At 40.5% G+C, this 26,369-nt stretch carries 27 protein-coding genes; 7 read left to right on the forward strand and 20 right to left on the reverse strand.

Annotation, left to right across the window (positions count from 1 at the left end; all coding sequences use genetic code 11):
* Both DVR12_RS01990 and DVR12_RS01995 read right to left on the reverse strand, forming a co-directional pair.
* On the reverse strand, positions 1-1,074 hold the full coding sequence (locus DVR12_RS01990; RefSeq protein WP_233522112.1) for a nucleoside hydrolase: 1,074 nt from the start codon (positions 1,072-1,074) through the stop codon (positions 1-3).
* On the reverse strand, positions 1,005-1,979 hold the full coding sequence (locus DVR12_RS01995) for a family 43 glycosylhydrolase (RefSeq protein WP_116973774.1): 975 nt from the start codon (positions 1,977-1,979) through the stop codon (positions 1,005-1,007). Before DVR12_RS01995 ends, DVR12_RS01990 begins: the two co-directional genes overlap by 70 nt.
* 168 nt (positions 1,980-2,147) lie before the next feature.
* Between DVR12_RS01995 and fucP the strand changes: the two genes are divergently transcribed.
* Positions 2,148-3,416, forward strand: coding sequence for an L-fucose:H+ symporter permease (fucP, locus tag DVR12_RS02000; RefSeq protein ID WP_199417019.1), 1,269 nt, complete (start codon positions 2,148-2,150; stop codon positions 3,414-3,416).
* 66 nt (positions 3,417-3,482) lie between these two features.
* Here fucP and DVR12_RS02005 read toward each other — a convergent pair whose 3' ends face one another.
* From DVR12_RS02005 to DVR12_RS02015, 3 genes are read right to left on the reverse strand one after another with little or no spacing between them, the layout of a single operon-like run.
* Entirely contained in the window at positions 3,483-4,076 is a 594-nt protein-coding gene (locus DVR12_RS02005; RefSeq protein WP_199417020.1) for a YdeI/OmpD-associated family protein, read from the reverse strand.
* A 6-nt stretch (positions 4,077-4,082) separates the two neighbouring features.
* Positions 4,083-4,550, reverse strand: a complete 468-nt coding sequence (locus DVR12_RS02010; RefSeq protein WP_116973776.1) for an SRPBCC domain-containing protein — start codon at positions 4,548-4,550, stop codon at positions 4,083-4,085.
* A 5-nt stretch (positions 4,551-4,555) separates the two neighbouring features.
* Positions 4,556-4,879, reverse strand: a complete 324-nt coding sequence (locus DVR12_RS02015) for an ArsR/SmtB family transcription factor (RefSeq protein ID WP_116973777.1) — start codon at positions 4,877-4,879, stop codon at positions 4,556-4,558.
* A gap of 141 nt (positions 4,880-5,020) precedes the next feature.
* Here DVR12_RS02015 and cfa point away from each other — a divergent pair, with 141 nt between their 5' ends.
* The gene (gene cfa / locus DVR12_RS02020) at positions 5,021-6,172 is read left to right on the forward strand and encodes a cyclopropane fatty acyl phospholipid synthase (protein ID WP_116973778.1); all 1,152 of its coding nucleotides are present in this window, start codon (positions 5,021-5,023) and stop codon (positions 6,170-6,172) included.
* 102 nt (positions 6,173-6,274) lie between these two features.
* On the opposite strand, the gene DVR12_RS02025 is transcribed toward cfa, so the two are convergent.
* The 10 genes from DVR12_RS02025 to DVR12_RS02070 form a co-directional block, all read right to left on the reverse strand.
* Positions 6,275-6,727 (reverse strand): SRPBCC domain-containing protein, encoded by a 453-nt coding sequence (locus DVR12_RS02025; RefSeq protein ID WP_116973779.1) that lies wholly within the window; start codon positions 6,725-6,727, stop codon positions 6,275-6,277.
* A gap of 39 nt (positions 6,728-6,766) precedes the next feature.
* Positions 6,767-7,300 carry a c-type cytochrome gene (locus DVR12_RS02030; protein WP_116973780.1) on the reverse strand — a complete coding sequence of 178 codons (534 nt, stop codon included), beginning with the start codon at positions 7,298-7,300 and terminating at the stop codon, positions 6,767-6,769.
* Positions 7,290-7,940: an SCO family protein gene (locus DVR12_RS02035; protein ID WP_116973781.1), complete on the reverse strand. Its 651-nt coding sequence runs from the start codon at positions 7,938-7,940 to the stop codon at positions 7,290-7,292. The genes DVR12_RS02030 and DVR12_RS02035 overlap by 11 nt, the downstream gene beginning before the upstream one ends.
* Positions 7,941-7,948: 8 nt before the next feature.
* On the reverse strand, positions 7,949-9,628 hold the full coding sequence (locus DVR12_RS02040; protein ID WP_116973782.1) for a cbb3-type cytochrome c oxidase subunit I: 1,680 nt from the start codon (positions 9,626-9,628) through the stop codon (positions 7,949-7,951).
* A 2-nt stretch (positions 9,629-9,630) separates the two neighbouring features.
* On the reverse strand, positions 9,631-10,083 hold the full coding sequence (locus DVR12_RS02045) for a cupredoxin domain-containing protein (protein WP_116973783.1): 453 nt from the start codon (positions 10,081-10,083) through the stop codon (positions 9,631-9,633).
* 10 nt (positions 10,084-10,093) lie between these two features.
* The gene (locus DVR12_RS02050; RefSeq protein ID WP_116973784.1) at positions 10,094-10,219 is read right to left on the reverse strand and encodes a cytochrome c oxidase subunit 2A; all 126 of its coding nucleotides are present in this window, start codon (positions 10,217-10,219) and stop codon (positions 10,094-10,096) included.
* Between the two features lie 92 nt (positions 10,220-10,311).
* Positions 10,312-10,770, reverse strand: a complete 459-nt coding sequence (locus DVR12_RS02055) for a pyridoxamine 5'-phosphate oxidase family protein (protein ID WP_116973785.1) — start codon at positions 10,768-10,770, stop codon at positions 10,312-10,314.
* A gap of 59 nt (positions 10,771-10,829) precedes the next feature.
* Complete coding sequence (ligD, locus tag DVR12_RS02060) at positions 10,830-12,764, reverse strand: DNA ligase D (RefSeq protein WP_116973786.1); 1,935 nt, start codon at positions 12,762-12,764, stop codon at positions 10,830-10,832.
* A gap of 3 nt (positions 12,765-12,767) precedes the next feature.
* Positions 12,768-14,366, reverse strand: coding sequence for an alpha-amylase family glycosyl hydrolase (locus tag DVR12_RS02065; protein ID WP_116973787.1), 1,599 nt, complete (start codon positions 14,364-14,366; stop codon positions 12,768-12,770).
* A gap of 51 nt (positions 14,367-14,417) precedes the next feature.
* The gene (locus tag DVR12_RS02070) at positions 14,418-15,089 is read right to left on the reverse strand and encodes a Crp/Fnr family transcriptional regulator (RefSeq protein WP_116973788.1); all 672 of its coding nucleotides are present in this window, start codon (positions 15,087-15,089) and stop codon (positions 14,418-14,420) included.
* A 110-nt stretch (positions 15,090-15,199) separates the two neighbouring features.
* Between DVR12_RS02070 and DVR12_RS02075 the strand changes: the two genes are divergently transcribed.
* Positions 15,200-16,978 carry a chloride channel protein gene (locus DVR12_RS02075; RefSeq protein ID WP_116973789.1) on the forward strand — a complete coding sequence of 593 codons (1,779 nt, stop codon included), beginning with the start codon at positions 15,200-15,202 and terminating at the stop codon, positions 16,976-16,978.
* 168 nt (positions 16,979-17,146) lie between these two features.
* Here DVR12_RS02075 and DVR12_RS02080 read toward each other — a convergent pair whose 3' ends face one another.
* From DVR12_RS02080 to DVR12_RS02095, 4 genes are all read right to left on the reverse strand, one after another.
* The gene (locus DVR12_RS02080; protein ID WP_116973790.1) at positions 17,147-18,034 is read right to left on the reverse strand and encodes an SDR family oxidoreductase; all 888 of its coding nucleotides are present in this window, start codon (positions 18,032-18,034) and stop codon (positions 17,147-17,149) included.
* A gap of 70 nt (positions 18,035-18,104) precedes the next feature.
* Positions 18,105-18,683: a Crp/Fnr family transcriptional regulator gene (locus DVR12_RS02085; RefSeq protein WP_116974232.1), complete on the reverse strand. Its 579-nt coding sequence runs from the start codon at positions 18,681-18,683 to the stop codon at positions 18,105-18,107.
* An 81-nt stretch (positions 18,684-18,764) separates the two neighbouring features.
* On the reverse strand, positions 18,765-19,631 hold the full coding sequence (locus DVR12_RS02090) for a glycerophosphodiester phosphodiesterase family protein (protein ID WP_116973791.1): 867 nt from the start codon (positions 19,629-19,631) through the stop codon (positions 18,765-18,767).
* An 89-nt stretch (positions 19,632-19,720) separates the two neighbouring features.
* Positions 19,721-20,188: an NUDIX domain-containing protein gene (locus DVR12_RS02095; RefSeq protein WP_116973792.1), complete on the reverse strand. Its 468-nt coding sequence runs from the start codon at positions 20,186-20,188 to the stop codon at positions 19,721-19,723.
* 393 nt (positions 20,189-20,581) lie between these two features.
* Between DVR12_RS02095 and DVR12_RS02100 the strand changes: the two genes are divergently transcribed.
* On the forward strand, positions 20,582-21,274 hold the full coding sequence (locus DVR12_RS02100; protein WP_116973793.1) for an RNA ligase family protein: 693 nt from the start codon (positions 20,582-20,584) through the stop codon (positions 21,272-21,274).
* Between the two features lie 2 nt (positions 21,275-21,276).
* Positions 21,277-22,377 carry an AAA family ATPase gene (locus tag DVR12_RS02105; RefSeq protein WP_116973794.1) on the forward strand — a complete coding sequence of 367 codons (1,101 nt, stop codon included), beginning with the start codon at positions 21,277-21,279 and terminating at the stop codon, positions 22,375-22,377.
* 35 nt (positions 22,378-22,412) lie between these two features.
* Here DVR12_RS02105 and DVR12_RS02110 read toward each other — a convergent pair whose 3' ends face one another.
* Positions 22,413-23,027, reverse strand: a complete 615-nt coding sequence (locus DVR12_RS02110) for a 4'-phosphopantetheinyl transferase family protein (RefSeq protein ID WP_147323394.1) — start codon at positions 23,025-23,027, stop codon at positions 22,413-22,415.
* A gap of 174 nt (positions 23,028-23,201) precedes the next feature.
* Here DVR12_RS02110 and DVR12_RS02115 point away from each other — a divergent pair, with 174 nt between their 5' ends.
* Complete coding sequence (locus DVR12_RS02115) at positions 23,202-23,843, forward strand: hypothetical protein (protein ID WP_116973796.1); 642 nt, start codon at positions 23,202-23,204, stop codon at positions 23,841-23,843.
* A gap of 53 nt (positions 23,844-23,896) precedes the next feature.
* On the forward strand, positions 23,897-26,335 hold the full coding sequence (locus DVR12_RS02120) for a zinc-dependent metalloprotease (RefSeq protein WP_116973797.1): 2,439 nt from the start codon (positions 23,897-23,899) through the stop codon (positions 26,333-26,335).
* Positions 26,336-26,369: the final 34 nt, after the last annotated feature.

Raw genomic sequence — 26,369 nt, forward strand, 5'->3', positions numbered from 1 at the left:
TTATTTTCTTTTTTTAGGTTGATGTTGCATTAGATAATTAATAAAATCGGTCACCTCTGCTGTTGGCAACTTTGGTATTAAATAAAAATGCCCGCTGCCATTATTATCCCAGTCGTTTGAGCCGGAGGCATAACAGATAATACGACCAGGTACCACATCAAAATAAGGAACAGGAGAAGTTACAGCCACTAATACAGCTGTCTGATCCCAGCTCATTCTGCCGGCTGCATCTTCAGCCGCTTTGGGGATGGCTATCGAAAATGCATCTTTAACAGGGCTATTCTTAATCTGCTGATTATGTATAAGCGGTAGCCCTGTTTTTATTTTTTCTCCGATTTCAAATCCACTAAACAGAATATTGGTAGGCCATTGCTGGAAAACTTCAACAGAAGCCGTACTATCTCTCAATACATTAAACTCCCGGCCTTTAGGAAAGTGTCCGGCCATGCTTACCAGCTGTTTCACTTTTCTGGCAACCAGTTCTTTGCCACTTAGCTTACTGTAGGTGTCAGGTTTCGAATTCAGTAAGTTAGCCAGATTGGTAAAGAAGCCTACAGTAACGATGGTAACACTTTTATCTGGCCTGCCTGCCAGGATTTTACGATACAGGGTAACAGCATCGGGTACTTCTTCATTGCTTTTGATGGCATGCGGATAACGTTGCAAAATTGTATCCGACCAATGCTGCCAATCGGCTTCACTAACTGCATTGCCTTTAGGTACTCCTATCGGAATGCCCGGTCTGTTGAAATAGGTATTGAAAACATTTAATACTCCCGCAATCCCCTGATATTTATTGCTGGCCATGGTAGCCAGAATATTGGCCTTACCGCTGTCGGCCAGTGCGTGCAAAACGGTGATTGCTCCTACATCATCATAATCGGGCCCCATATCTGTATCGAAAATAATATCGACTTTCTGGTTTTGATGCTGGCCAAAGGAAGAAACAGTGAATCCCAAAAACAGGCAACTGAGTAGCAAGTGTCTGAACTGCATAACTTTATTTAAAATGAAGGTGAAGCTGAGTGTAAGGAAGGTTGTTGATCTTTGATTTCCGGCCAGTCGTTTACCCATTCAATTTTATCGAGCAGCATTTCCCGGCCTATATTATTCTCCCGGCTAAAAGCATGATAAACCATCCAGGTTTGATGTTTTTTATCTTCGAAAATATCGCCATTGTGTCCTGGGCCTGCAAAAGCATCATTTCCCTTCAATAACAGGGTTCCACCACCTTCGAGCAGAGACTTCCCATCCTTATCCAGATACGGACCCTTCAGGGAAAGAGAACGCCCAACCTTTACATGGTAAGTACTCTTAATTCCTTCACAACAGGTGCCGGCAGATCCGAAATAATAGTAATACTTACCTCTTTTATAGATATAAGAGCCCTCGTATTGCCTGTCGGTCAGTTTAAACTTTTCTCCTGTAACTTTAGTACCATCCTTCGATAATTCAACTCCGTAGATGCCATGAAAACTGCCCCAGATCAGGTATGGTGTTTTTTTATCTACATACAAAAAGGGATCAATGGAATTGGCTACACCGATATCCTTGCTATAAAACAGGCTTCCTAAATCTGTAAACGGGCCTTCGGGGCGTTTGCTCACTGCCACACCAATGGCAGGATTAGGATCACCCCAGATGGACCAGGAGTAAAACATCAGGTATTTTTTCCTGTAATAGGTTACATCCGGAGCCCAGATACCACCACCATCTTTCTTCCAATCGGGGCGTTTCTCAAAAGCATCCCCAACGAAGGTCCAATGTACAAGATCTTTACTTTTAATAATCGGAATAGTGTATTTGCCTCCATTGGTGGCATACCCATAAAAGTACCCGTCTTTGGCTTTTACTAAGTTAGGATCAGGAAAATTACTTCTGTAAACAGGATTGGAGTATCCGGTGTCCTGAACCTGGGATTGGCCCGGGCTTTGAATCGATAACGTGCTGGCAAGTGCCAGAAATACTAGTGTTTTCATATGCTCGATGGAAACAAAATATAAATTTTTGCTTCGGCTATTACGAAAAATCCATGAATGGCAATATTTCGGCCCTATTTCAATTTCTGAAATGTAAGTGTATATTAGTGCTCTATTGCTAAAACGTTTTTCCACGTATCGGTCCACAAACAATTAAAAATTATTATGATGTCATCAGACTCTTTGGAACAGGAAACGGCACAAGTTTCTGCGCGCAAGTCAACTTCCCGGGGTATTACAGCTTTTACTGAGAAAAAATACTTTGTTACACTGGCTTTTGTAACGTCTTTATTCATGTGTTGGGGTATTGCACTAACAATGGGAGATGTGCTTAACCGGCACTTTCAAAATGTGTTGGGGCTTACCAAAGCTCAATCGGGGCTTGTTCAGTTTTCCATTTTCGGCGCTTATGCCATCATGGCTGTTCCTGCAGGAATCTTCATGAAGAAAATGGGCTACAAGAATGGAGTGTTATTAGGATTGTCGCTTTATGCCCTGGGAGCCTTTCTGTTTGTTCCGGCGGCAAATGCCAGTTCTTTCGGAATTTTCCGTATAGCCCTATTTGTACTGGCATGCGGAATGGCCACATTGGAAACTGTAGCCCATCCATTTATGGCGGCTTTAGGTGATCAGAGAAGTAGTGACCAGCGTATCAATTTCGCCCAATCATTTAATGCAGTGGGTGCGTTTATTGGTCCAACTATGGGAGCGCATTTTCTGTTGAGTGCCAGCCATGAGGCGGCAGGTACACTTTTACCTGTTAAGCAGCTTTATATATGGATTGGTGCTGTAATAGCGCTTATTGCCATAACTTTTGCTTTCGTAAAGGTGCCGGCTATTTCTGATCCGCATAGCGAAGATCAGCCAGCAGCAGGAACTGCGAATACAAAAAGTTTATTTGCCCATAAGAATTTTGTGTGGGCGGTTGTAGCACAGTTTTTTAACGTAGCTGCGCAAGCAGGCACCTGGGCATTTTTCATTAATTATGGTCATGAGAAGATGCATTTTAGTGATGAAAAAGCAGGTTACCTGATGTCGGTTTTTATGTTGATGATGCTGGCCGGACGTATTGTTGGTACTTCTTTAATGCGCTTTATTGCTCCAAATAAGTTGCTGGCAGCATTTGCTATAGGTAATGTGCTGATGTGCTTAATTGTAGCGCAGGATTGGGGATGGGTTTCGTATGGTGCTTTAATGATGATCAATTTCTTTTTCAGCATTATGTATCCTACCATTTTTAGCTTAGGATTGAAAGATCTGGGTCCTAAAACTCAGCAAGCATCTTCCTACATTGTTATGGGTATGTTTGGTGGAGCTGTATTCCCGTTTGTAATGGGGCATATTGCAGATACAGATGTAGCTATGGCTTATTATCTGCCTATCGTTTGTTACGTAGTAATCTTCCTTTATGGAGCAAGATTATATAAGTTGAGATAATTGTTTTTTTATATTGAAAAGCGGACGTCACATTTCTTATGTGACGTCCGCTTTTCTTTTATGTTCTTAGTCATCCAGGCCTTTCCCTTCCAGTATCTGAGGAATACTTTTTTCTACTCTGGCCATTCTGGTTTTAGATAGTTTAGGTGTTGAAAAGTGAAGGAGATAGGCTCTTTGCCGGCCTGGCGTTAAGGATTCAAAAGCCTTTTTAAGGCCTTTTACCTTTTCCAGTTGTTCCTTAAACTCTTCAGCCATTTCAAATTCTGCAGGCTTCTTCAGTTTAATTTCCAATCCTGCTTTTTCTACTTCTATTGCCTCGTAAACATATGATTTAATAACAGCAGCCTGTTGGTTAATTTCCTTTAAACTGGTGAAGCGCATTTGTCGTGGCCCCTGCACGTTTGGGGTTTGTTGAATGAGCAATCCTTCCGGATCACCCAGTAATACTCCTTTAAAAAAGAGTAATGCACAGTAATCCTTAAAACCATGAATAAGCACAATATTTTTTCCATTGTAAGAATAGCAAGGGCAGCCCCATTTCAATTCCTCTACCAGACCGGTATCAAGAATGATTTTCCTCAGTTTATTATACTCTTCCTGCCATTTGGTATCCTTACTGAAGAACCAGTCAACTTCCGGATTCATTACATGCTTGCTCATAATCTTCTATTTTAATTTTTCAACGATTTCCTGCAATCTGTCATGTGCCATGCTCATACCTTTACCCATACCGCGTTTCAACATTCCATCTCTATCATCAACAGATCTGTAAACTATATGCATAGTAAGTTTACTGGTATCGGCAGTCAGACTTTCAAACTCCATATATTCTATTTGTGCATCCCAGGGAGAATTGTCCATCTGAAAGGTTCTTGTAATTTTTTTATTGGGGATGAACTCATGAAATACACCGCTCATCTGAAATGTAAAAGTGCCTTTGGGATCACTTGTTTCGAAGATCCAGGCGCCGTATTTTTTATTTTCCAGTTTCAATACTTTGGTATTCATCCATTGCTCTACAATTTCAGGATCTTCATATGCCTTGAAAAGCAGTTCTACCGGTAACTCAAATTCTCTGGTTATCAATAGTTCCTGTTTGCCATCTTCCGCATTAACCTTGGTTTTCAATTCCATTCCAATTATTTTTTAGGCTTATAGTTTTTCATGATTTCTTCCAGCTTATTAAACCTGTCATCCCATAACTTCCTGAATGGTTCTATAAATTCAGCAATTTCTTTCATTTTATTAGCATTTAAATGGTAATAAATTTCTCTTCCATTTTGTTCCTGTTCCAATAATTCACATTCCGTAAGTATTTGGAGATGTTTGGAAACAGTTGGTCTGGCTGTATCAAAATTAGCAGCGATAGCCCCGGCAGTCATGGCCTGCGAGGCCACCAGTAAAAGAATAGCCCTTCTTGTGGGGTCTGCTATTGCCTGAAATACATCGCGCCTTAAATTCATTAGGTAGTCATTTGACTACAAATATATATGTAGCTACTTAACTACGCAAATTTTTCTTTTTTCAACCTAAAAAGCACCCACGAACAATAAAGCAATATTGCTTGTTCCTAACATTGATTAGCATTTCAAAAAATTATCTCTATGAATGCAAAAAGTATTGTTACCCATTTGCTATCCTCTGCCGGAATTACCATTAATGGCAATGCCCCATTTGATCTTAAGGTACATGACAACAGGTTTTTTACTGAAGCAATTACCAAAGGTTCCCTGGGAGTAGGAGAGAGCTACATGAAAAATTATTGGGATTGTGAAGCTGTTGATGAGTTCTTTACAAAGCTATTATTAGCAAATCTCGACAATAAAATAAAAAAGGATTTTGCTTTCAAAGCTCAGATTTTACTGGCCAGACTTACTAATCTACAACGTCCGGATAAATCATTTGAAAATGGCAGTCACCATTATGATATTGGAAATGATTTGTTTGAGAGAATGTTAGACAAACGTTTAACCTATACCTGTGCTTTTTGGGATAATGCCGCAACATTGGATGAAGCACAGGAAAATAAACTAGATCTTACCTGCCGCAAGCTCAATTTACGACCGGGAATGCATGTGTTGGATATTGGTTGTGGCTGGGGCAGTTTTGCTCATTATGCAGCCGCGCAATATGGAGTGAGGGTAACCGGAATCACTATTTCACAGGAACAGGTAGCTTTAGGAAAGGAGCGTTGCAAAGGCTTGCCGGTAGATATTCGGTTGATGGATTACCGGGCATTGAATGAAGAGTTTGATGCAATCGTTTCTTTAGGAATGTTTGAGCATGTTGGTTATAAAAATTACCGTACCTACATGGAAGTTGCTCATCGCTGTCTGAAAGATAACGGACTTTTCCTTTTACATACAATAGGAGGAAATGTTCCCAATGCCTTTACCGACCGGTGGTTGGATAAATATATCTTTCCTAACGCAATGATTCCAACAATGGGATTAATAGGACAAAGTTTTGAAGGATTGTTTGTTATGGAGCATTGGCAAAACTTTAGTGTCGATTATGATAAAACCTTATTGGCCTGGTATAATAATGTGCTTGGCAATTGGGATAGATTGAAATCTAAATACGATCAGCAATTTTTCAGGATGTGGAAGTATTATTTATTGTCATGTGCAGCTTCCTTCAGAGCAAGAAAAAGCCAGCTTTGGCAAATGGTTTTATCTAAGAATGGAGTGGCCGGTGGCTATCGGTTTAAAAATGCAAAGTCTGTATCTCCCAAATATTTATCAGCTACATATTAATATAAAAAACAAAAGGGTGTATCAAAAGTAATCTGAAGGTTATTGGAATTAAAGATCTGAAAATTCTCTTCATCCATTACTTTTGATACATCTTTATTTTTCTTACTTTTTCATATAATCAAAAGCCCCGGTACGAAGGTTGATGTTATACTCCAGATATGCTTTCATACAACTGAGAAAGTTAGACCAGCCAAAAGCGTTACTGTTAAGCCATTTGATGCCTTCCGCATTATTGTCGAGTTTTCCTTCGGTAAGATTTATTAAAGTAGCATTGCCGGGCCTTGAACTCAGTGTAATATTCACTTCGGTCTGATGCCCTTTCGCTCCTTCCCACTGGAAAGTTACTTGTTCATCTTCTTTTATTGCCAGAACTTTTATATTAAATTCATCATCGAATTCGGGGAATTGCCATTTGATAGTTTTGCCTGCCGACATAACATCAGAACCTTTTGAAATAAAGTAGCCCGACATTTTCTGAGGATCAATAATAGATTCAAATACCTCATGGATAGGCTTGCTTATTTGCATGGCACATTGAATTTCCAGTTTTTCCATAATGATAGCTTTTAAGTATACTGATAAATATCGAATATACTATTTATCCTTTTTATCCTGCATGTGCTTCTCGTAACTCTTCAGATTTACCAGGAATATTAGAAGGATGATCATGATTGCTACCAGTAAAAGATAGGCTACCATGAACGGAAAATTGTAAATGGTAAGAGGCATCAGATTGGGTTCCTTTTCCGTAGGTCTTGCAAACGGGGCTTCATCTGCCGGTGCTTTACTCGCTTCTTCTTTAACATAATCGAGAATATCACGAATCATATCATCTGTGAGATCGGGATGATCAGGCATTACCACCTGGTTATTCTGGTTAAATACTTCCAGGGCGTCGCGATCGCCGGCTTTGATCATTTTTTGGGAAGATTTCACAAAGTTGATAATCCATGTTTCACTATGTCTTTCTTCTACACCTTTCAGTGCCGGGCCGGTAAGTTTTTTATTTACATTATGGCAGGAGGCACAACGGGCTTGAAACAATTTCTTACCTTCTTCCGGGTTTGCGGCAAAACAATACACCTGAGTGAATACAAGTAATAGAAGTAGGGTTATTTTACTGTTCATGTTGAAGGTTTTTAATATCAGCTATTAAATCGTTCATTTCATTTTCGGAAGTACCCAGATAATATCCTCTGATTTTCTGTTGCTGATCCAATAATACGATATAGTTACTATGAATGAAGTCTGTTGGGCCACCATCTCCGTCTGTTGCTGTAATAAATAGTCCTTTCCTGGCGAAATAGTATAACGATTTTTTGTTGCCGGTAAGCAATTTCCAAGTAGTGGGAAGGTTATGCTTTTTGCTATACCGTTGAAGCACCGAAATACTATCGTGTTGCGGGTCTACTGTCAATGAAAGTATTATGAGAGTAGGTTGATTGCAAATATCAATAACGCGTTTTAATTGTGCCAACATTTTAGGACAAACGGTAGGGCAGGAGGTAAAGAAAAAATTGGCTAATACAATTTTGTTTTGAATAGATTGATTGTTAATCACTTCGTTGTACTGGTCCTGAAAAGTGAAATTGGGCAATCTTACTGCATTAGCTTGATCTGTAATTACATTGTTAGGCCCGTAGTAGGGCAGTGATGCATATTTTTTCTCTATCCAATGTACTATTCCGTATGCCACCAATGGCAAAATCAATAGCCCGGTCAATGCTATTTTCCATGAGTGGGTAATCTGTAAATATAACCTTTTCATATTCCTGGTTATTTTACTACAACGGGTGTTGGATCGCTGGGTTTATACGGTGGTGCTTTTTTAGTAGTATTATTTAAAGCATCACTTATTGCTGGTATATATGCCATTAGAAGGATTAACACCATAAGTGCCACCCAGGGTTTGAATGTATCAAATATCGGAATGCGTTTCTCCGGATGCAAACTTTCACTGACAGGCAAATCAATCATTGGTTCGGCTGTTCTTTTACGTAAGAAAGTACCAAAGAAAACAATAAAATACAGGAATCCGGCTACAAACATAATTCCTCCGCCTGCCAATCCCAACATACTGCTAATCACCCAGTAAGGATGATACAATTCATTTGCCGGATCAAGGTATGTAAGGCCCATATTAGTTCTCCGGGGTTCGCCCATTAATCCTCCCCACATCAGTCCGGCCGAAAAGATCAATACGCCTACCGTCCATAAATACGGAATAATCGTATTGATGGTAGGCATATAAATCTTCCGACCGGTTAATTGTGAAACTAAGAAAACAGACATCCCCAATATGGCTAAAAATACCGGTCCGGCCACCGTTAAATGAAAATGGCCCGGTATAAACGACGTATTATGCACTACATTATTTAATGAGTAGGACGCATTAACCAACCCTGTTAACCCTCCGAAAATAAAAAGAATAAGTCCATTGATCAGGTATCCAAACAGATAAACGTCTTTTCTGAAGAAGGGAAGTTTCCAAATCCATTTATATAATCCTTTTCCTCCTCTCATATAAGAGGCATGCTCCAGTGAGGCCGCAATTGTAAAAGCTGTAATAAAGCTGGGAATGGCCACCGCAAAGGTGAGGATAGACTGACTCAGCTTTATCCCCCTGCCAATAGATGGATCTCCGAACTGATGATGCACACCAATCGGTATTGAAAAAAGCAGGAACATAAAGAAAGCTATTCTGCCAGCCATGCCTGAGTATAATTTGCCGCCGGCAAGTTTGGGCAGCATAGTATAAAACATAATATATGCGGGCAATAGCCAGAAATACACCAGGGCATGCCCGAAAAACCAGAAAAGCGTACGTGCCAGCATTACATTTACTCCGGCCGTCCACCCCATACTCCAGGGTACTAACAATATCAGTACCTCATAAGCTACTGCAAGTGTACATACAAACCAGATAGTAAAATTCACCAGCGTACCTATTACGGCCAGGGGAGTATTAATTTCCCTGTTTTCCTTTTTCCAGCGGATGTATACAACTACCCAATCCCAGAATGCAACCCACGACCCAACAATGAGCATGGCGGTACCGATGTAAAAAGCCGGATGTGCTTTAAGTGGAGGATAGAAAGTATAGAGTACGGAAGCTTTTCCTGAAAGCATAGCTGCCGCGGCCATAAGTGTACCGATAACCATCAGCAATAATGATAACAGAGTGGCTTTTTTGCCGGGTTCTTTCTTTAAATAAAATGCGATAGTAGCATGTCCAAATGCTACTGCAAAAAAGGTTGTCAGCACAATTGCATTAATAACCCCATGAAGGGTTAATCCCTGATAATAATCCAGTTTTGCTACGGAGGCTTTATGTATCACACCAGAGCGGTAAATTACCTGCATAAGACCATGATAGATACCAACAGTTAATAACAGTACCGGCACAAATAATTCGATCAGTATCACGTTCTTCAGGAACCTGCTTACATTCATCATGTTTATTTTTTGGGATAGTTGACTATAATTTCTGCCTGCATATTTTGATGGCCGGTTCCACAGTACTCATGACAAATGACCTTATAAACTCCCGGTTCTTCAAACTTGATGGTTGTTTTGGCTACTCCACCAGGAACAGCCATTAGATTCACATTCTTGTTATAAATATCAAACCCATGTACTACATCCAATGACGTAGCAAAGAGATCTACTTCACTACCTACGGGTATATAGGCAATTGCCGGCTCAAAACTCCACATTCTGGCTACGTAAAATATCTGATAGGTGGTTTTATCCACCTGGTTTACTCTTGCCGTTTCATAAGACTTGTCGTAAGGCAAACAGGCAGTTACATCGGCCTTTTTAGCTCCCATTGCATAGAACAATGAAAAAATAAAAACCAGCGAAATGCAAAATGCAGTTATGATGACATTTTTCTCGAATTTATCGATCATAATAAGCCTTTTATATTCTCTTAAGCATTAAGAAATAGATACCAAACCAGATGATCAATCCCAAAACAGTCAACAATACAAAAAAGGCAATAGCCCCACGTGGAACGAATTTTTCCTGGTTGTTAGATTCTTCCATAAACGAAACAAGTTTGTTAATCTTAATACACTTAACGAGCTCTAAGTGTTTGGTGTTATTGATATTAAAATAATGCTCATGTGATTGGAGTGTTATATTTTCTCATATCTGCCGGTCCGTTCACTGATCCGTATCCTGTAAATAATGGGTCTGAGAATCTGATCGGAATTTTCAGGGTTTGTTAGTTCCTGGTGCATTTCCTGCATCCCAACGGTTTCGCTTACGTGTAAATGCGTTAGCCGGCTTACCAGGAATTTCATGGCATAGTATCTTTCTTTTTGATTGGTAATCTCTTCATAATCACCCCAACAAATAACGCTGCGCCAGTTCGACAAATCTTTAATTTCATCTACCTGGAAACAGATCCCGGGATGTTCCCTCATCATTTCTATTTTCATTCCTTCTTTGGAATGGGCTATCAGATAGGTATCATTGTATGCATAACTAACGGGTACAATGTATACTTTCTCACCATCTGTACAACCGATTCTGCCGGTTACATTATGTTCAAGTACCTGATTGATTTCTTCTATACTTAGTTTACCCAGCATGATTTTTCAGTTTAGGATTCATATTGCTAACAGTTGATTCAATCTATTGTTGCTGTTTTTTAAATTAATTGCTTCAGTTGATTGAGTATCTGATTCATATTGATTCCCTTCCCTAAAAGACCTTTCAACAGATCGCCCACCGATTCTACTCTGTCTAGCATATTAGTAATGTTGAAATCTGAAATTTTTAATCCTTTCCTTACTTCTTCCCACCTTAACGGTGCGGAAACGGTTGCACCGGGTTTGGGGCGTAGGGAATAGGCTACAGCCATAGTTTGGATTTGCCGGTTTTGAAGATAATCGAGATATATTTTCCCTTTTCTTTTAGCCGGGCTTCTTTCAATACTTGTATATTCAGGGATGCGTTTGAATACAATTCCAACAATAAGTTCAGCCAGCATCCTCGATTGTTCGAAAGTGTATTCCGCTCCCAGCGGAATAAGTATATGCATGCCCGTAGATCCGGAAGTTTTTACGAAAGCCGGAGCCCCAATACTGTCCAGCACCTCTTTAACAACTTGTGCACAGGTGATTACTTCGTTGAATGTGTTCGTGTCTGGGTCCAGATCTATCAGGCAGTAATCCGGGTAGTCGGGCTGCTGGATTCTGCTATGCCAGGGATTCAGCTCAATACATCCAAGGTTTGCCATATAAAGCAAGGTTGCCAGGTCTTCACAGACGAGGAATTCCTTTTTTTCTCCTTTAGATTCGCTGGTATACGGAAATCTTGGAATCCAGGCTGCCACTTTATCCACTACATTTTTCTGATAAAAATTGAACCCCTTTATCCCTTCCGGAAAGCGATTCAGGGATTGTGGTCTGTCTTTCAGGTACGGCAAAAGATAGGGAGATATAGCAGCATAGTAATTGATCAGATCCCGTTTGGTAATTCCTTCATCCGGCCAGTACAATTTATTCAGATTGGTGAATTTCAGTAGCTTCCCGGCCACTTTGGTTTCTACAGTTTCGCTATCACCGGTAAGAAACTGGTTAGACTTTTTCTTTACCGGGGGCTTTACTACTTTTTCATTTTTTTCACTGGTGGCTTTTTTATCTTCCCGCAGTCCAAGAAAAATAGGCTGGCGGAGGATGCCGTCCTTTGTTGCTTCTGTAAATTTTACTTCACAAACCAGTGCTGGCTTTAGCCAGGTTGCTGGCATATTGGTTTTCGGAGTTACGGGAAAAGGACTATGGCTGGTGATTAAAGGCTGAAATTTTTTATAAAGTGTTTGCAGTTGTGTGTCTGTAAATCCGCCACCGGTATGGCCTATATATTTCAATTTATCCCCTTCATACTTACCTAAAATTATGGCGCCGAAATGTTTACGGCTATTACGGCCTTTTGTATACCCGCATATAATAGCTTCAGTTCTTTTAAGATGTTTGATCTTCAACCAGGAAGCAGTACGCCGATCTATGTAGTACAGACTTTCCATGGACTTACCCATTACTCCTTCCAAACCTTTGTCTACTGCCGCGTTATAGAAATCGATTCCCCTGCCAATAATATGATCACTGTAGGAAATTAAGGGATTGTTGACCGGCAGAATACTTTCCAGTATTTGTTTCCTGGTAACCAGAGGAAGGGAAGTAAGTAATTTTCCTTCATACCAGATGATATCAAATACATAGTATTTGAGTGGGGCATTTTGTTTTCGCTTCAGGTAATTTTGCAAAACCTGAAAGTTTGGATTACCTGTTTCGTCGAGCGCTACTATTTCTCCGTCCAGTACTGCATTCAATTTTAGCTCTTCCAGTGCTGTTTTAACAATTTTGAATTGTTGATTGAAAGATTGAAGATTTCTTGAAAACAGGTTTACATTCTTTTGCTCCAGATATGCGACGGCACGATAGCCATCCCATTTAATTTCAAATAACCATTCGTCGTTATTAAAAGGTTGACTGGTAGCTGTTGCCAGCATTGGCTTAAAAGGCTTAGGCATTTTAGAAGGCACACTGCCTTTTAGTAATGCTGTAGTTTTTCTGCTTGCCATTTTTTATTTTTTCAACCTGATAACAACACCTTCATCTCCACCTAAAGCAAAGGGAACAGTAAGAATATTACCTTCTCTGATCAATTCGGTGGCAACTACCACAGTGCCGGAATAGTTCTCTGCTATATTGAGATATGCGGGTCGGTGTGTGAAATTCAATACAATGAGAAAACTATCCTCGTTTTCAACTTTTCGTATATACGCTAAAAGCTGATTGTCGGCATATACCTGTGTATAGCTGCCAAGAGAAAGCGATAGTTCACTCTGCCGAAGTGTTATAAGTCGCTTGTAAAGCATAAGCAGGCTATAGGGCTGGAGTTGTTCTGCCGCTACATTATAGCGTCTGTAATCGATACTCAGGGGAAGCCATGGCTTTCCTTTTGAGAAGCCTGCATTGATGCTATCGTTCCATTGCATGGGAGAGCGAACGGGGTCTCTGCTTATTTGTTTGTCGGGCATCCTTAAACCTTGTGGGTCCTGAGTTTCTGTTGGAAGTACAGGAACGTCCTGCATGCCAATTTCTTCGCCATAATAAATGGTAGGAGTGCCTCTGAGTGTTAATAAAAGGATGGCGGCAATGGGAGTTTGTTCTCTGCCTATGCGTGTAGCCAGTCGGGGCCTGTCGTGGTTTCCTAAAACCCAGTTTGGCCATCCATCGGCGGGTAGATGCTGTTCATAATCCGAAATAGCTTCTGCAATTGTAGTGGCTGTCCAGGGAAGTGACAGTAACATAAAGTTGAACGGCAAATGGGCCCCCGACTGATTGATGCCATAGTAGAGCATCAGTTTGTCTAACGGCAGATATACTTCCGCAATCATAACCCTGTTAGGGTATTCGTTAAATACGCGACGCATTCCGTTGACTATATCGTGTACTTCGGGCTGATCGGTAGAGTATAAGGGAAGTAGTTCATCATATTCGGGCATGGATGAAACGTAGTCGGGGTTCAGCGGATTATCGGGCCAGGTATCATCTTTTATTACATGCCATAATACATCAATTCTGAAACCATCTACTCCCTTAGTCATCCAGAATCTAATAACATCGTACATGGCTTGCCGTACTTCTTCGTTGCGCCAGTTGAGATCGGGCTGTTCTTTCAGGAAGCCGTGATAGTAATATTGGTGGGTATTTTCATCCCATTCCCAGGCACTACCACCAAATACGCTTCTCCAGTTATTGGGAGGAGAGCCATCTTCGTTGGCATTGCGCCAGAGGTACCAATCTCTTTTGGGGTCGGAACGGGAACTTTTAGAAGCAATAAACCAGGGATGTTGATCGGATGTGTGGTTGGGAACAAAATCGAGGATTACTTTGATATTACGTTTATGCGCGGCTGTTAGTAACATATCAAAGTCTTCCATTGTTCCAAATAAGGGATAGATGGAGGTATAATCGGAAACATCGTATCCAAAATCGGCCATTGGAGAAGGGAAGATAGGAGAAAGCCAGATGGCGGTTACGCCTAGCCACTGGAGGTAATCGAGTCGTTGTATTATTCCCTGTAAATCGCCGATTCCATCATCGTCACTATCCTGGAAGGAGCGTGGATAGATTTGATAAATAACACCTGATTGCCACCAGTAAGTTAACTGTTCCATAGCGCTATGATTATATAGGATGGAACGAATAAACAGGGGGCTTTGTTTATATTATATCAAAGCAATTTTTTTTAGCTTTTTTTCCTGTAATACCTGTATTATTTTTCCATCTACCGTGATGAGCTTTTCCTGAATAAATTCCTGCAGATTCCTATAAACTGTTTCATAGGTAGTGCCTGCATAAGAAGCAAGATCCTGGCGGCTGATAGCAAAGGGTTGAAGTTGGGAGAGCTGGCTTAATTCAAGAATGGCGGCGGCTATTCTGCCTTTTACTTCCTGATGAACCAGACTGTTCATTTTCTGCTCTACCTTTTGTAGTTCATCGGCAAAGAATTCCATAAGTTTTACTGAAAGGGCGGGATTAACTTTTAGGGAGGCTTCAAAAAATGAAAGCGGTACAAAGCATACTTCGGTATCTTCCAGGGCAGTGGCGGAAACCGTGTAGATTTTTTGTGTACTGGTTAAGCCTCTATGTCCGATTATATCTCCTTTTTGGGCAAAGCGGAGTATCAGTTCTTTATCAGTTCCCCAGGGTTTATGCACTTTAACTTTTCCACTGTATAGGAAGTAAATTCCAGTCACGGGATCTCCTTCATTAAATATCAGGGCATTTTTCTTAATCTGGATATGTTGCCTATGTTCAGCAATTGCAGGTTTCCATTCTGAAATGCTTTCACGGCAAAGGAAACAGGTTTGCAGATCGCATTTACTGTTTTTTTTCATGAGAGCAATGTTAATGTTTTTTTCAATTATTTTGATTGAAAATCTTGATTTATATGATTTAGATCATATTTTTGATGTAAAGTTGTAAATGTTATTGTAATTTTGATTGTATGGATCATGTTGTAAGTGCTCCCTATAAGAGAGTGTTTTATGTTAGTTTTCAAGCAGTTTGTAATGCAATAGTTATTGGATTGGTAGCCAAAGGCCTGGTAATGCTGATAAGTTTGTTTACCAACCTGTTTTTTTACGGTAAGTTTTCCTTTGCAGAATCTTCACCTGCATTTAATCATTTAGGCGTTTACGTTATACTGATTCCTATAGCTGGTAGCCTGATAGTAGGGTTGTTGGCCCGATTTGGTAGTAAAGCAATCAGAGGGCATGGGATACCGGAGGCGATGGAGAACATTATTCTTAATGAAAGCAAGATTCCGCCAAAGATAACCTGGCTTAAACCTTTGTCGGCCGCTATTTCCATTGGAAGTGGAGGGCCATTTGGAGCAGAGGGGCCAATCATTGCTACTGGCGGAGCCATTGGTTCTCTTACGGGTCAGATTATTCATATTTCTGTTGCAGAGCGCAAAGTTATTTTGGCTGCGGGAGCCTGTGCAGGTATGTCGGCCATTTTCGGTAGCCCACTTGCTGCTATTCTCCTGGCCATAGAATTACTGTTGTTTGAATTTTCACCCCGCTCCATAGTTCCGGTGGCACTGGCCTGTATAACAGGCGCGGGTATGCATTTATGGTTATTTGAGCATAGTCCTGTTTTTGCAATGCCTGAAATACCTGTTGTATCTACTACTGCACTGGTGGCATATACTGTAATGGGTGTATTAACCGGGATATTGGCTACTTGTATATCAAAGTCGGTATACTGGGTGGAAGATATGTTTGAAAAGCTCCCTGTTCACTGGATGTGGTGGCCTGCAATAGGTGGAGCGGTAGTAGGGATTATAGGATATTTTGCTCCACATACTATGGGTGTGGGTTATGATAATATCAGAAATTTATTGACCGGTACCTTACCTTTAACGATTCTGTTTGCTTTGTGTGTACTGAAATATCTTTCCTGGGTAATTGCATTAGGTAGTGGTACTTCCGGCGGAACGCTGGCCCCGTTGTTCACTATTGGTGGGGCCTGGGGGGCTTTACTGGGTGTATTGGCCAATCGTTTCTTTCCTGAGCTGGAAGTTAATATCGCGACAGCGGCCCTCATTGGTATGGCTGCTTTGTTTGCTGGTTCATCCCGTGCCTTATTAACTGCTATTGTATTTGCGCTCGAAACTACCGGTAAGGCAAACGGATTGCTACCACTGGTAGCTGCCTGTAGCACTGCCTATTTTGTTTCCTTTTTTCTGATGCGTGGAAGTATTATGACAGAGAAGATCCGTCGCAGAGGAGTAGATACACCTTTACATTATTTACCAGATCCCTTACAAACTTTTCTGGTAAACAGCGTAATGAATAACAAGCCTTTCACGATTTACGATAACTACTCCAAAAATGAAGCTGTTTCTATATTAGAAAAACATTCTTCCTATTATTTGCAATACATACCTATTATAACTGCAAACAATACTTTTACAGGATATTTAAACAGGGATACATTAAATAGCAGTGACAGAGAAGCCAGGATTGAAGCTGCTGAATTGTATGTAAAAGCTTCTGATAGTTTATTGAAAGTAGTGAAGCTATTACATTATAACTGCCTGGATTTACTAGCTGTAGTAGATGATAATAAACAACTCATAGGTACTATCAGTGCTGCCAATGTTATAATGATCTATGAACAAAAACTGAAAGCTGAAAACCGATACCATTCGGCCTTTTTTGGAGATAAGCAATTATTGCGAATTATGGCCAAAGGAAAAAAACTTCTCACAATAAGATAAAATGTAAAAGGATGTATCAAAAGTAATTCTATTCGGGAACCTGAAAGAAAGAATTTATATCTACTTAATTCTTTCATAATTATCAGATTACTTTTGATACATCTTTTTATTATTTGTGTAATTACAAGATAGAATTTTAATCTTCGTTTATTTTATTCTCAGGATGATTTATTTAAAATATCCTGCAGAGATCATATCCTCAAATAGCCCGGGTTTAATTGGATTCCAACCTACTGATTGGCGGGTTAATTCACTGCTTGCCGGACAATTTAGTTCGATAAAATGTCTGATCCAGGTGAAATGTGCATCTGCCTCAGCACCGGTTTTACTAACAGTAGGCAAGCCCAATCCATTTCCAATGGCTTCGGCGATCTCCCTGAATGGAATTCCTTCTTCCGCAACGGCATGAAAAACTTTTAGTGTAGGCTGCTTTTCAATTATCAATCTATATAAAACAGCTGCATCCAAACGATGAACTGCCGGCCATCTATTGGAACCATCATTTAAGTAAGCCGATTCTTTCTTCTCTTTTGCCATTTCAATAACAGCAGGAACAAACCCATGGTCGCCCTGGCCATGAACTGTTGGAGGGAGCCTTACTATAGAAGCATTAATACCTTGTTCTATAAGTGCATTTACGGCAAGTTCAGAAGCCTTACGTGGATGGGTACTGCCAGCAACCGTAACGTTTTCGGTGATCAGACCGGTGGAATTTATTATCCCTATTCCAGAAGTCACAATTAACGGTTTTTGGGTATTGGCCAATGCCTCGCCAAAAGCCATAATTACCTTACGATCGTCATCGCAACTGGTGGCAAATCGGGAAAAATCGTGATTGAAGGCTGTATGAATAACTGCATCACATTGAGATGCTCCATCCTTCAGGCTTTGGAGATCTTCCACATTGCCTGAATGTACTTCTGCACCGGCTTCCAAAATTTTGGCTGCAGACTGTTCGTTGCGGGCAAGTCCTAGTACCTGGTGTCCTGCCTGTAACAGCTCATTAACTATAGCGGAGCCTACAAATCCTGAAGCTCCTGTAACAAATACTCGCATAATGATTGACTTAATTTATATAACAAATTTGAGCCAATACCGGTTGAAAAATATGGTCATTTGACCATATTTAGCGATGTAATTGAGCGTGACGGATACGTGTTAATGTTTTAAGTGAAATCCCCAGATAGGAGGCAATCATATGTAGCGGTAATCTGGAAAGCAGATCAGGCCATTGCTGGGTAAATTCATTATACTTTTCCTCAGGGGTTGCACTTAAAGTAGAAAAAAGGCGGTTCCGGACATTGTAGCTGCTGCTGGTAATCAGCAGCATGGAAAGTGAATTTAATTCGGGTATTTCGGATAACAATCTGTTAAAATCCTCTTGAGTCCAGCAAAGAATTTCACAGTGGTTGATTGCCGCTATATTATAAAGGGAAGGTTGTTTGCAATTATAGCTTTCAGCATCCAGAACCCAGGTATTTTCTGTAGAAAAGTGTAAAATATGCTCGCTACCATCCTCCACAATTCCATAGGTCCGCATGAGCCCTTTTATAAGGAAGGTTTTATGCCTGCAAATTTGCCCCTGCTGTAATAATAGTTCATTCCGCTGAAGCGTTCTGGCTTGTGCAGGAGCCAGAATTTTTTCAATATCTTCCTTGCCCAGATTAGTATTATTGCGAATATATGTTTCAAATCCGGTAATCATATCCTCAAAAATAAGATATCCCGGATTATCCGACAAGCAGTCGTAATCCGGGATATCATTTTAGGGATTAGCCCTTGAGTATTATCTATGCAAACCTTTTTTACGCAGATAGAGTACTAATTTCTCCGGGAAGTCGGTTTGGATCACATTTGCCAGTGGAGCATCCTTCATTAGCAGATCGAAGCCTGAATCTGGCGTCTCTTTTTCCATTTTGTCGTATTTGCCGAGTGCATTAATCCATACGCGGGTTCCTTTTTGTAATACTGGTTTCATGATATCATCAGCATAAAAGGAATCATCCACATGGATTACCGGAAATTTGCCGGTTTTGCTACCCATTTCCAATACTTCATTTGTTTCTTTGGCATCATGAACCCTTGGCATAATAGGAATTTTAGGGTTCAGTTTTCGCAGTCCGACAGCTTCTGTATGATCATAAATAAAGAACAATACCTGATCTTCCATTTTATATTTTTGGATCAGTGCATAGGTTGCTTTTGTTGCTGCCTCGCCTTCTGCTTTAAAATCAATATCAATCATGATATTATTTTTCGCCACTTTAAGTACTTCTTCAAAAGTGGGGATTTTTTCGGCAGTAGGTTTACCATCAAAAAGTAAATTACATTTCTGCAATTCAGCATAGGTAAGTTCTTCTACCTTACCTGGCTGGCCGGTTGTTCTGATGATTTTTTCATCGTGCATAATAACCAGAACACCATCTTTGGTAGAGCGAACATCTATTTCAGCAATGTCGATCCCCTGTGCTATGGCTTCTTTAATAGCAGCAATGGAATTTTCAGGAAATTTGTTGTGAGCAGCCCGGTGCGCGGCTACCATCACATGACCCGGTTTTTGGTGAAATTCAGTTAGAATAGCATCTACTGGCCTTTTTTGTGCATTGGCATAGAGAGAAGCAGCACAAAATAATAATAAGAAATAGCGCTTCATTTTCCGTGTTGTGTTGATTAAGTGTGTTGATAATACGTTTTAAAAAATGAATATCAAGACAGGCACGGACAAGATAGTAAATATTTTAATTAAGTTTTTTTAGATTGATGAATGGAAGACAGAGCTTCAGTAAGGAAGGGGCGTTGCCGCTCATTAATTAATTGTAAAGCTTCCTCATAGCCGAACCAACCTGCCTTGTCTATTTCCGGAAAGGATTGTTGTTTTCCGGAGTGAGGTGGCCACTCAATTTCAAAAGTGTTACAGACAATATTTTCAGCTTCAATTTCTCCAAAGGCCATCCAGCACCAAACTTTCTTGTTACTTTTCTGTACAATTGGTTGCAGGGCTGTAAAAGGGGCGGAAACTGTAAAGCCGGTCTCCTCTTCAAATTCCCTGAGAGCAGTTTCTAGTAGTTCTTCTCCTTCTATGGGCTCTCCTTTTGGAATAGTCCAATATCCGGCATCCTTATTTCTGAAATATGGACCGCCGGGGTGTACCAGGAAGAATTCAGGTGTTTGGGGTTTCCTGACCAGCAATATTCCTGCACTTTGTTTCATAATATAAATTTATCTAGTTGCTGAAGGATTTACATTAAATGTTTTACTATGATAAATATCATCTTTTAATTGATGCGGGGCATGTAGATTTGTTTCAGTGTTTCAATTTTAAGCATTGGTTTAATAACGTTTAGGAGTATATAACAAAAAGGAATTGCAAGTTTCATAAGATAGGATTAAGAAAAACAGGTTAGTTAAGTGCAAGCATTTGAAGGTCCATTCGCCATACGGATGGGCCTTTAATTTGTTTATTGCCTAAAAGATTCTACCTTTGCCCCTCATTATTTAAAATCTCCAAACATTGAGCCATGTAAGGTTAATAACATACAATAATCCCCTTAGCTTCATCTATTGAGGCCCGAATTGTTATTTCCTTTACTTAAAACTTTAAACATGGCTATTTCAAGGAAGTATGGCCGCACTTATCATTATCCGTTTTCACCGGGAACAACCAGTGATGATCGTATTGCGGCTGATTACTGGTTGGCAGTTCAACAAATTCCAGCAATTATACATACAGAAAAATTAGATGGCGAGAACAATTGTTTGTCGAGATACGGTGTATTTGCCCGTTCTCATGCGGCTCCAACCACCAGCCCCTGGACGGAAAGTTTGCGTCGTTACTGGCAGCTGATAAAAAATGAGCTGGGCGATCTGGAAATATTTCTGGAAAATCTTTATGCTATTCATTCTATTGAATATGGAAAAATTGACCATCATTTTTATGTATTTGCAGTACGTGAACAGGACCGATGGCTAAGCTGGGAAGAAACCGTTTTTTATGCGGGAATGATCGACCTGCCGGTTGTACCAGTTGTTGCTGAAGTTGCCAATACGGCTGATAAACAAATTTTTGAGCAGTCTCTGATTACAGCCGCACAAGGTAGTGGGGCTTTTGAACCCAGAGACGCAATATCGGGAACACCTACCACTATGGAAGGTATAGTAACCAGAAACGTTAATGGTTATCCTGTATCAGCATTTGCGGAAAACGTATTTAAATATGTAAGAAAAGGGCATGTAAAAACAGACGAACACTGGACCCGTAACTGGAAACGTGCCCCATTAAATTTAGAAAGGAGGTAAGCATGTATACAATTATTAATAATAGAGATTGGAATGCGGCGGAAGCCGAATTTGAGTTTATAGCTCAAATGGGCGAAACACCGCAGGATCCCAGGCATCATGCCGAGGGTAACGTAGCTGTGCATACGCAAATGGTATTGCATGAGCTGGAGAAAAGTGCAAAATTTAAGCAGTTGGAGCCTAAAGATCAAACTACCATATGGGCGGCTGCTTTATTGCACGATATAGGAAAAATATCTACCACCATCACAAATGATGACGGCAGTATTTCTTCTCCTGGTCATTCAAGGATTGGCGCTACCATGGCGAGACAATTAATGTACAGAAGCGGAGATATTCCTTTTGAACAGAGAGAGGAAATTGTATCATTAATCCGCTATCATGGATTGCCGCTCTGGGTTTTCGAGAAACCCGATCCTGCAAAAGCATTGATACAGGCAAGCTTGGAAGTGAATACCCAGTTGCTGACTTTATTGGCCAGAGCAGATGTATTGGGCAGGTGGTGTGAGGATATGGACGTATTGCTCTATAGATTGGACTGCTTCGAAGAATTGTGCAAGGAACAAGGCTGCTGGGGTGCCCCTAAATCATTTCAAACACCCGAGGCGAAGCTGCACTATCTGACGAAGGAAAATTCGGCAGTTGATTATGTACCATTTGAGCAACCGACAACTCATGTAATCATGATGAGTGGCTTGCCAGGTGCAGGGAAAGACTTTTTTATCAAAAAGATGAAAGACTGGCCGGTCATTTCTTTAGATCAGATCCGTCGTGACTGGAAAATAGATCCAACAGATAAATCGGGAAATGGTAAGGTAGTACAGGAAGCAAAAGAAATTGCCAGACAGTATTTACGTAAGCAACAATCTTTTATCTGGAATGCTACTAACGTTACCAGACAAATGCGTACACAACTGATTGAATTATTTATGACGTACGACGCATTTGTAGAAATTGTATATGTTGAAACTCCTTACCGGCAGCTAATTAGCCAGAATAAAAGCAGGGCAGAAGCAGTGCCTTTGGCGGTGGTTGAAAGATTAACAGACAAACTGGAAGTACCGGTAGCCTGGGAGGCTCATAAGATAACGTATATAGTATAACAGACAGGGGGAGTATCAAATTACTCCCTCTTCTTTTAAATTTCAATATGTTTAATAATGATAGTTTCAGGAATTGCTGAAGCAACATGGCATCTGTAGCCATTAAACAGATCTACCGGCATAATATGCCATTGTTTATTCATAAAGGTTACCCTATCCTTTACAACTGAAATATTGGCAAACTCACCTGTAATGCCTACCCCGGCGGCCTTTACTACTGCTTCCTTGGCCGTCCAGTAGCCATAGAATACGGCAAGGGGGTCGGGGGCTTTGAGCAGGTTTCTCCATTCCTCATCAGAAATATAATCTTTATACTCCTCAATATTCAGAGGCTTACATTCTTCTATATCCACTCCCACAGCCGGCAGATTTCCCAGAGCACATACTACCAAATTTCCAGAATGCGACAGATTGAAATCGTAATGTGTATCCAGGACCGGACGATTATAGCTGTTGTACCGGATATCACTGAGTTGCAAATGAGGGAAAGTTTCCTTTAATGCATATTGGAGTAATAATCGACCTGCTATAAATGCCTGTCGGGCATTTTCATGCTTGTATCGCTTTGCTTCTTCCTGCACAATTGGCGGGATGGCATGCAATTCAGAAGAAATCAACTTTGTTATTTCAGCATTATAGAAGTAAATCATTTTCAGTGCTTTCCCAAAGTGGGGGTCCAACAAAAGTACTGTTATTTTAATAGGAGGATAGGGGCAAAAATTAAATTTTCAAAAATTTTAGGGAACAGACTAGTTCATTTCATTTACCTCGGTGTTTTAGTTTCATTAGGTTCAATTTAATAGCCAAAATTTATACTGCTTCGAATGAATAAATTATTGCTTGCGGGAGCTATTGCACTTTTCTGCAGTGCCACTTTAATGAGTTGCTTGCCAGGTCGGAAGCATGCGCCAGGAGGGGTAGCCGGTTTACCTGAAAGGCCTAAGCTGCCGGATAATGAATATCCTACTGCCGGTACAATGCACCTTCCTGAAGGTTTTGAAACTGGTAATGCTGCTTTCCCATTTGCCGTGAACTATATCACACTTCCTGTGAAAGGTGAGAGTAAGGAATTTGTATTTATTTCTTTACCAAACAACTATTCAGATTCACTAGCCGGAAAGCTGGCAAACAACTATCAAAATATTGCCGGTACATTGATTGATCAGTGGGCTGGCAGAAACACAGGCATAATGGTAGACCTGCGGACTAATGGTAAAAAATCTGCGAAAGCAGATTTCATAGTTAACTCTGCCAAGGGGTCATTTCCTGTAATATTAGTATGGGACGCCACATCTATAGAACGTTTACCATTGTATGTGAGCATGCTTAAATCGGTTCCTGGCATCCAGGTACCCGATTCTGTAGTAGTTAATGATACAGATCTTCAAATTTTGCCCGATAGTCATCTTACATATGATCGCTTGCTCCTTGATGAGTATCCTGCCATTAAAGATTGCTTTCGCTAGAACATCCATTCTCGCTTATCCCCATACTATTTCCAACTACAATTCTATTAGCAATGAATCGCTATGTGTATATTCCACTGGTAGCAGTGCTGGCTTCCTGCGCTGTTTTTAAAGGTGGTAAGAAAAAAACTGCTAAAACGTCTGCATCCCAAACTGTGCAGCCACCAGCAGTAGGCAAAAATGGAGTTAAACCCTATAGTAATGTGGTTACTCCCGGTATGATCACACAGAAGGGCCTTATTACCGTTCACAGTACACCTGAAAGAGATACTATCCTTTTAGAGATAGATAAACAGTTGTTGGGCCGGGATATGCTGGCCTTAACCTATCTGAAAAAAATATCCAGGGATATTGGAATATATCCGGGTGAAGAATTGGACGATAAAGCAGTGTTCTTTGAAAAAGGAACAAACGACAGGATATTGTTGAAGAGAAGAATAACCCTGGCAGATGCTGCTCCGGGAGATATTATTTCAAAGGCTGTAGAAGGGGCAAACAATAATCCGGTTATGGCTACTTTCCCTATTGCGGCTTATGGAAAGGACTCTGGCAGTTATGTGATTGATATCACCGGGTTATTTAAAGATGGTAATAGTTTTTTAAATAATTATGATAATGAGAATTTTACCAGAAAGATGATGGTAAATATGGGAACTGATCATAATGTGGAAGATATCCGCACATTCCCTACAAACATCATGTTCTCATTTAGCCGGACCAGCAGCGTGAAAATGAACGATACAGCTTCTCTGATACCATGCGCGCTGGAAACCAGTATCTCCTTATTACTGCTTCCCGAACAGCCAATGGCCAGAAGGATTAAAGACCCTCGTGTTGGTTATTTTGAAATACAGTCACTGAATTTTCAGGATACTGTTCATCATGTTAATAACTTGTCTTTTGTGAAACGCTGGAGAATGGAACCTAAGCCGGAAGATGTTGAGAAATACATGCGCGGCGAATTGGTAGAACCAGCGAAACCTATTGTTATTTACATAGATCCTGCTACTCCTAAACAATGGCGTTCCTTCCTGATTCAAGGGGTGAACGACTGGCAGCCGGCATTTGAACAGGCTGGGTTTAAGAATGCAATTTCTGCAAAAGAATGGCCGGAGAATGATTCGACATTCGATAAAGAAGATGTACGTTACTCTTTCCTCTGCTACCTGCCATCCAAATTAGAAAATGCATACGGACCGTCGTTTGTTGATCCACGTAGCGGAGAGATTGTTCAAACCCGTATAGGATGGTATCACAACATTGCTGGTCTGTTAAACAGCTGGTATAAAATACAGGTTGGGGTGAATGATAAAAGAGCGCAGCAGGATAAGCTAGATACAGAGTTGATGGGGCAACTGATCCGCTTTGTTTCCAGCCATGAAATTGGCCACACCTTGGGTCTTTCACACAACTTCGGCAGCAGTAGCCAGACCCCGGTAGATAGTCTTCGTAGTATTACTTTCCTTAAAAAATACGGTCATACCGCCAGTATTATGGACTATGCCCGTTTCAACTATGCTGCCCAGCCTCAGGATAATATTCCACCTGAGCTTTTATTCCCAAGAATCGGAGATTATGATAAATGGGCTATTGAATGGGGGTATAAATACTTTGATAAAAAGGATGTGAATGCAGAAAGGAATATCTTATTTGATATGACAACCAAACGCCTGGCTGCCAATAACAGGCTGTATTTTGGAGATGGAGAAAGAAAGGAGGATCCGGACCCGCGTAATCTCACAGAAGACCTTAGCGATAACGTAGCTGTAGCTGATAGTCTGGGGTTTGCCAACTTCAGAATAGTGATGAAAAATATGCTTAAGTGGACGTATAATGAATCTAACCCTGAGCTTTCTGCATTTAAATTTTATGATAAGCTGGTTGGAACGTTTATGACTTCAATGTTCCATATGCTTCCTAATATCACACTTAATTATACTGATATTAAAACAACAGATTCTCAGGACCCGGCATACAGACCTGTACCCAAATCCCTTCAGCTGCAAAGCTTAAGATTTGTTTGCAGAGAATTGCTGGAAGATTATGCCTGGATAGATGATCCGGAAATCATAAACCATTTCTTTATACCACTAACGGAATCTTTTATAAAAGATATGCAGCGTAAAGCTATGTGTCTTTTTGTAAGTCCGGAAGTGCTTGGCTCCATTTACATTAATGAAGTAAGGTTCGGCAAGGAGAATACACTATCCATGCAGGAGTATATTGATGAACTACACAATTCAGTTTGGAAAAATATGAAGAGTGTAGACTCTGACCATCGCAATATTCAACGCTCCTATGTAAATAGCCTGCTTGATATTCTCGTAGTGAATGGTGAAATGGAAAATTCAGACATAATAGCTGTGACCAATGGGGAACTGAATAAATTGATAGCAATGATTAAGAAATCTATGCCATTGGCCGATAGTCAGACCAAAGATCATCTGCTGGATTTACAGGAAAGAATTTACAGGCTTACTAAAAAGAGCTGATATTATTCTCATAAGCAAAAACCCCCTAAAGGAC

The organism is Chitinophaga silvatica, assembly GCF_003419895.1.
Lineage (GTDB): Bacteria > Bacteroidota > Bacteroidia > Chitinophagales > Chitinophagaceae > Chitinophaga > Chitinophaga silvatica.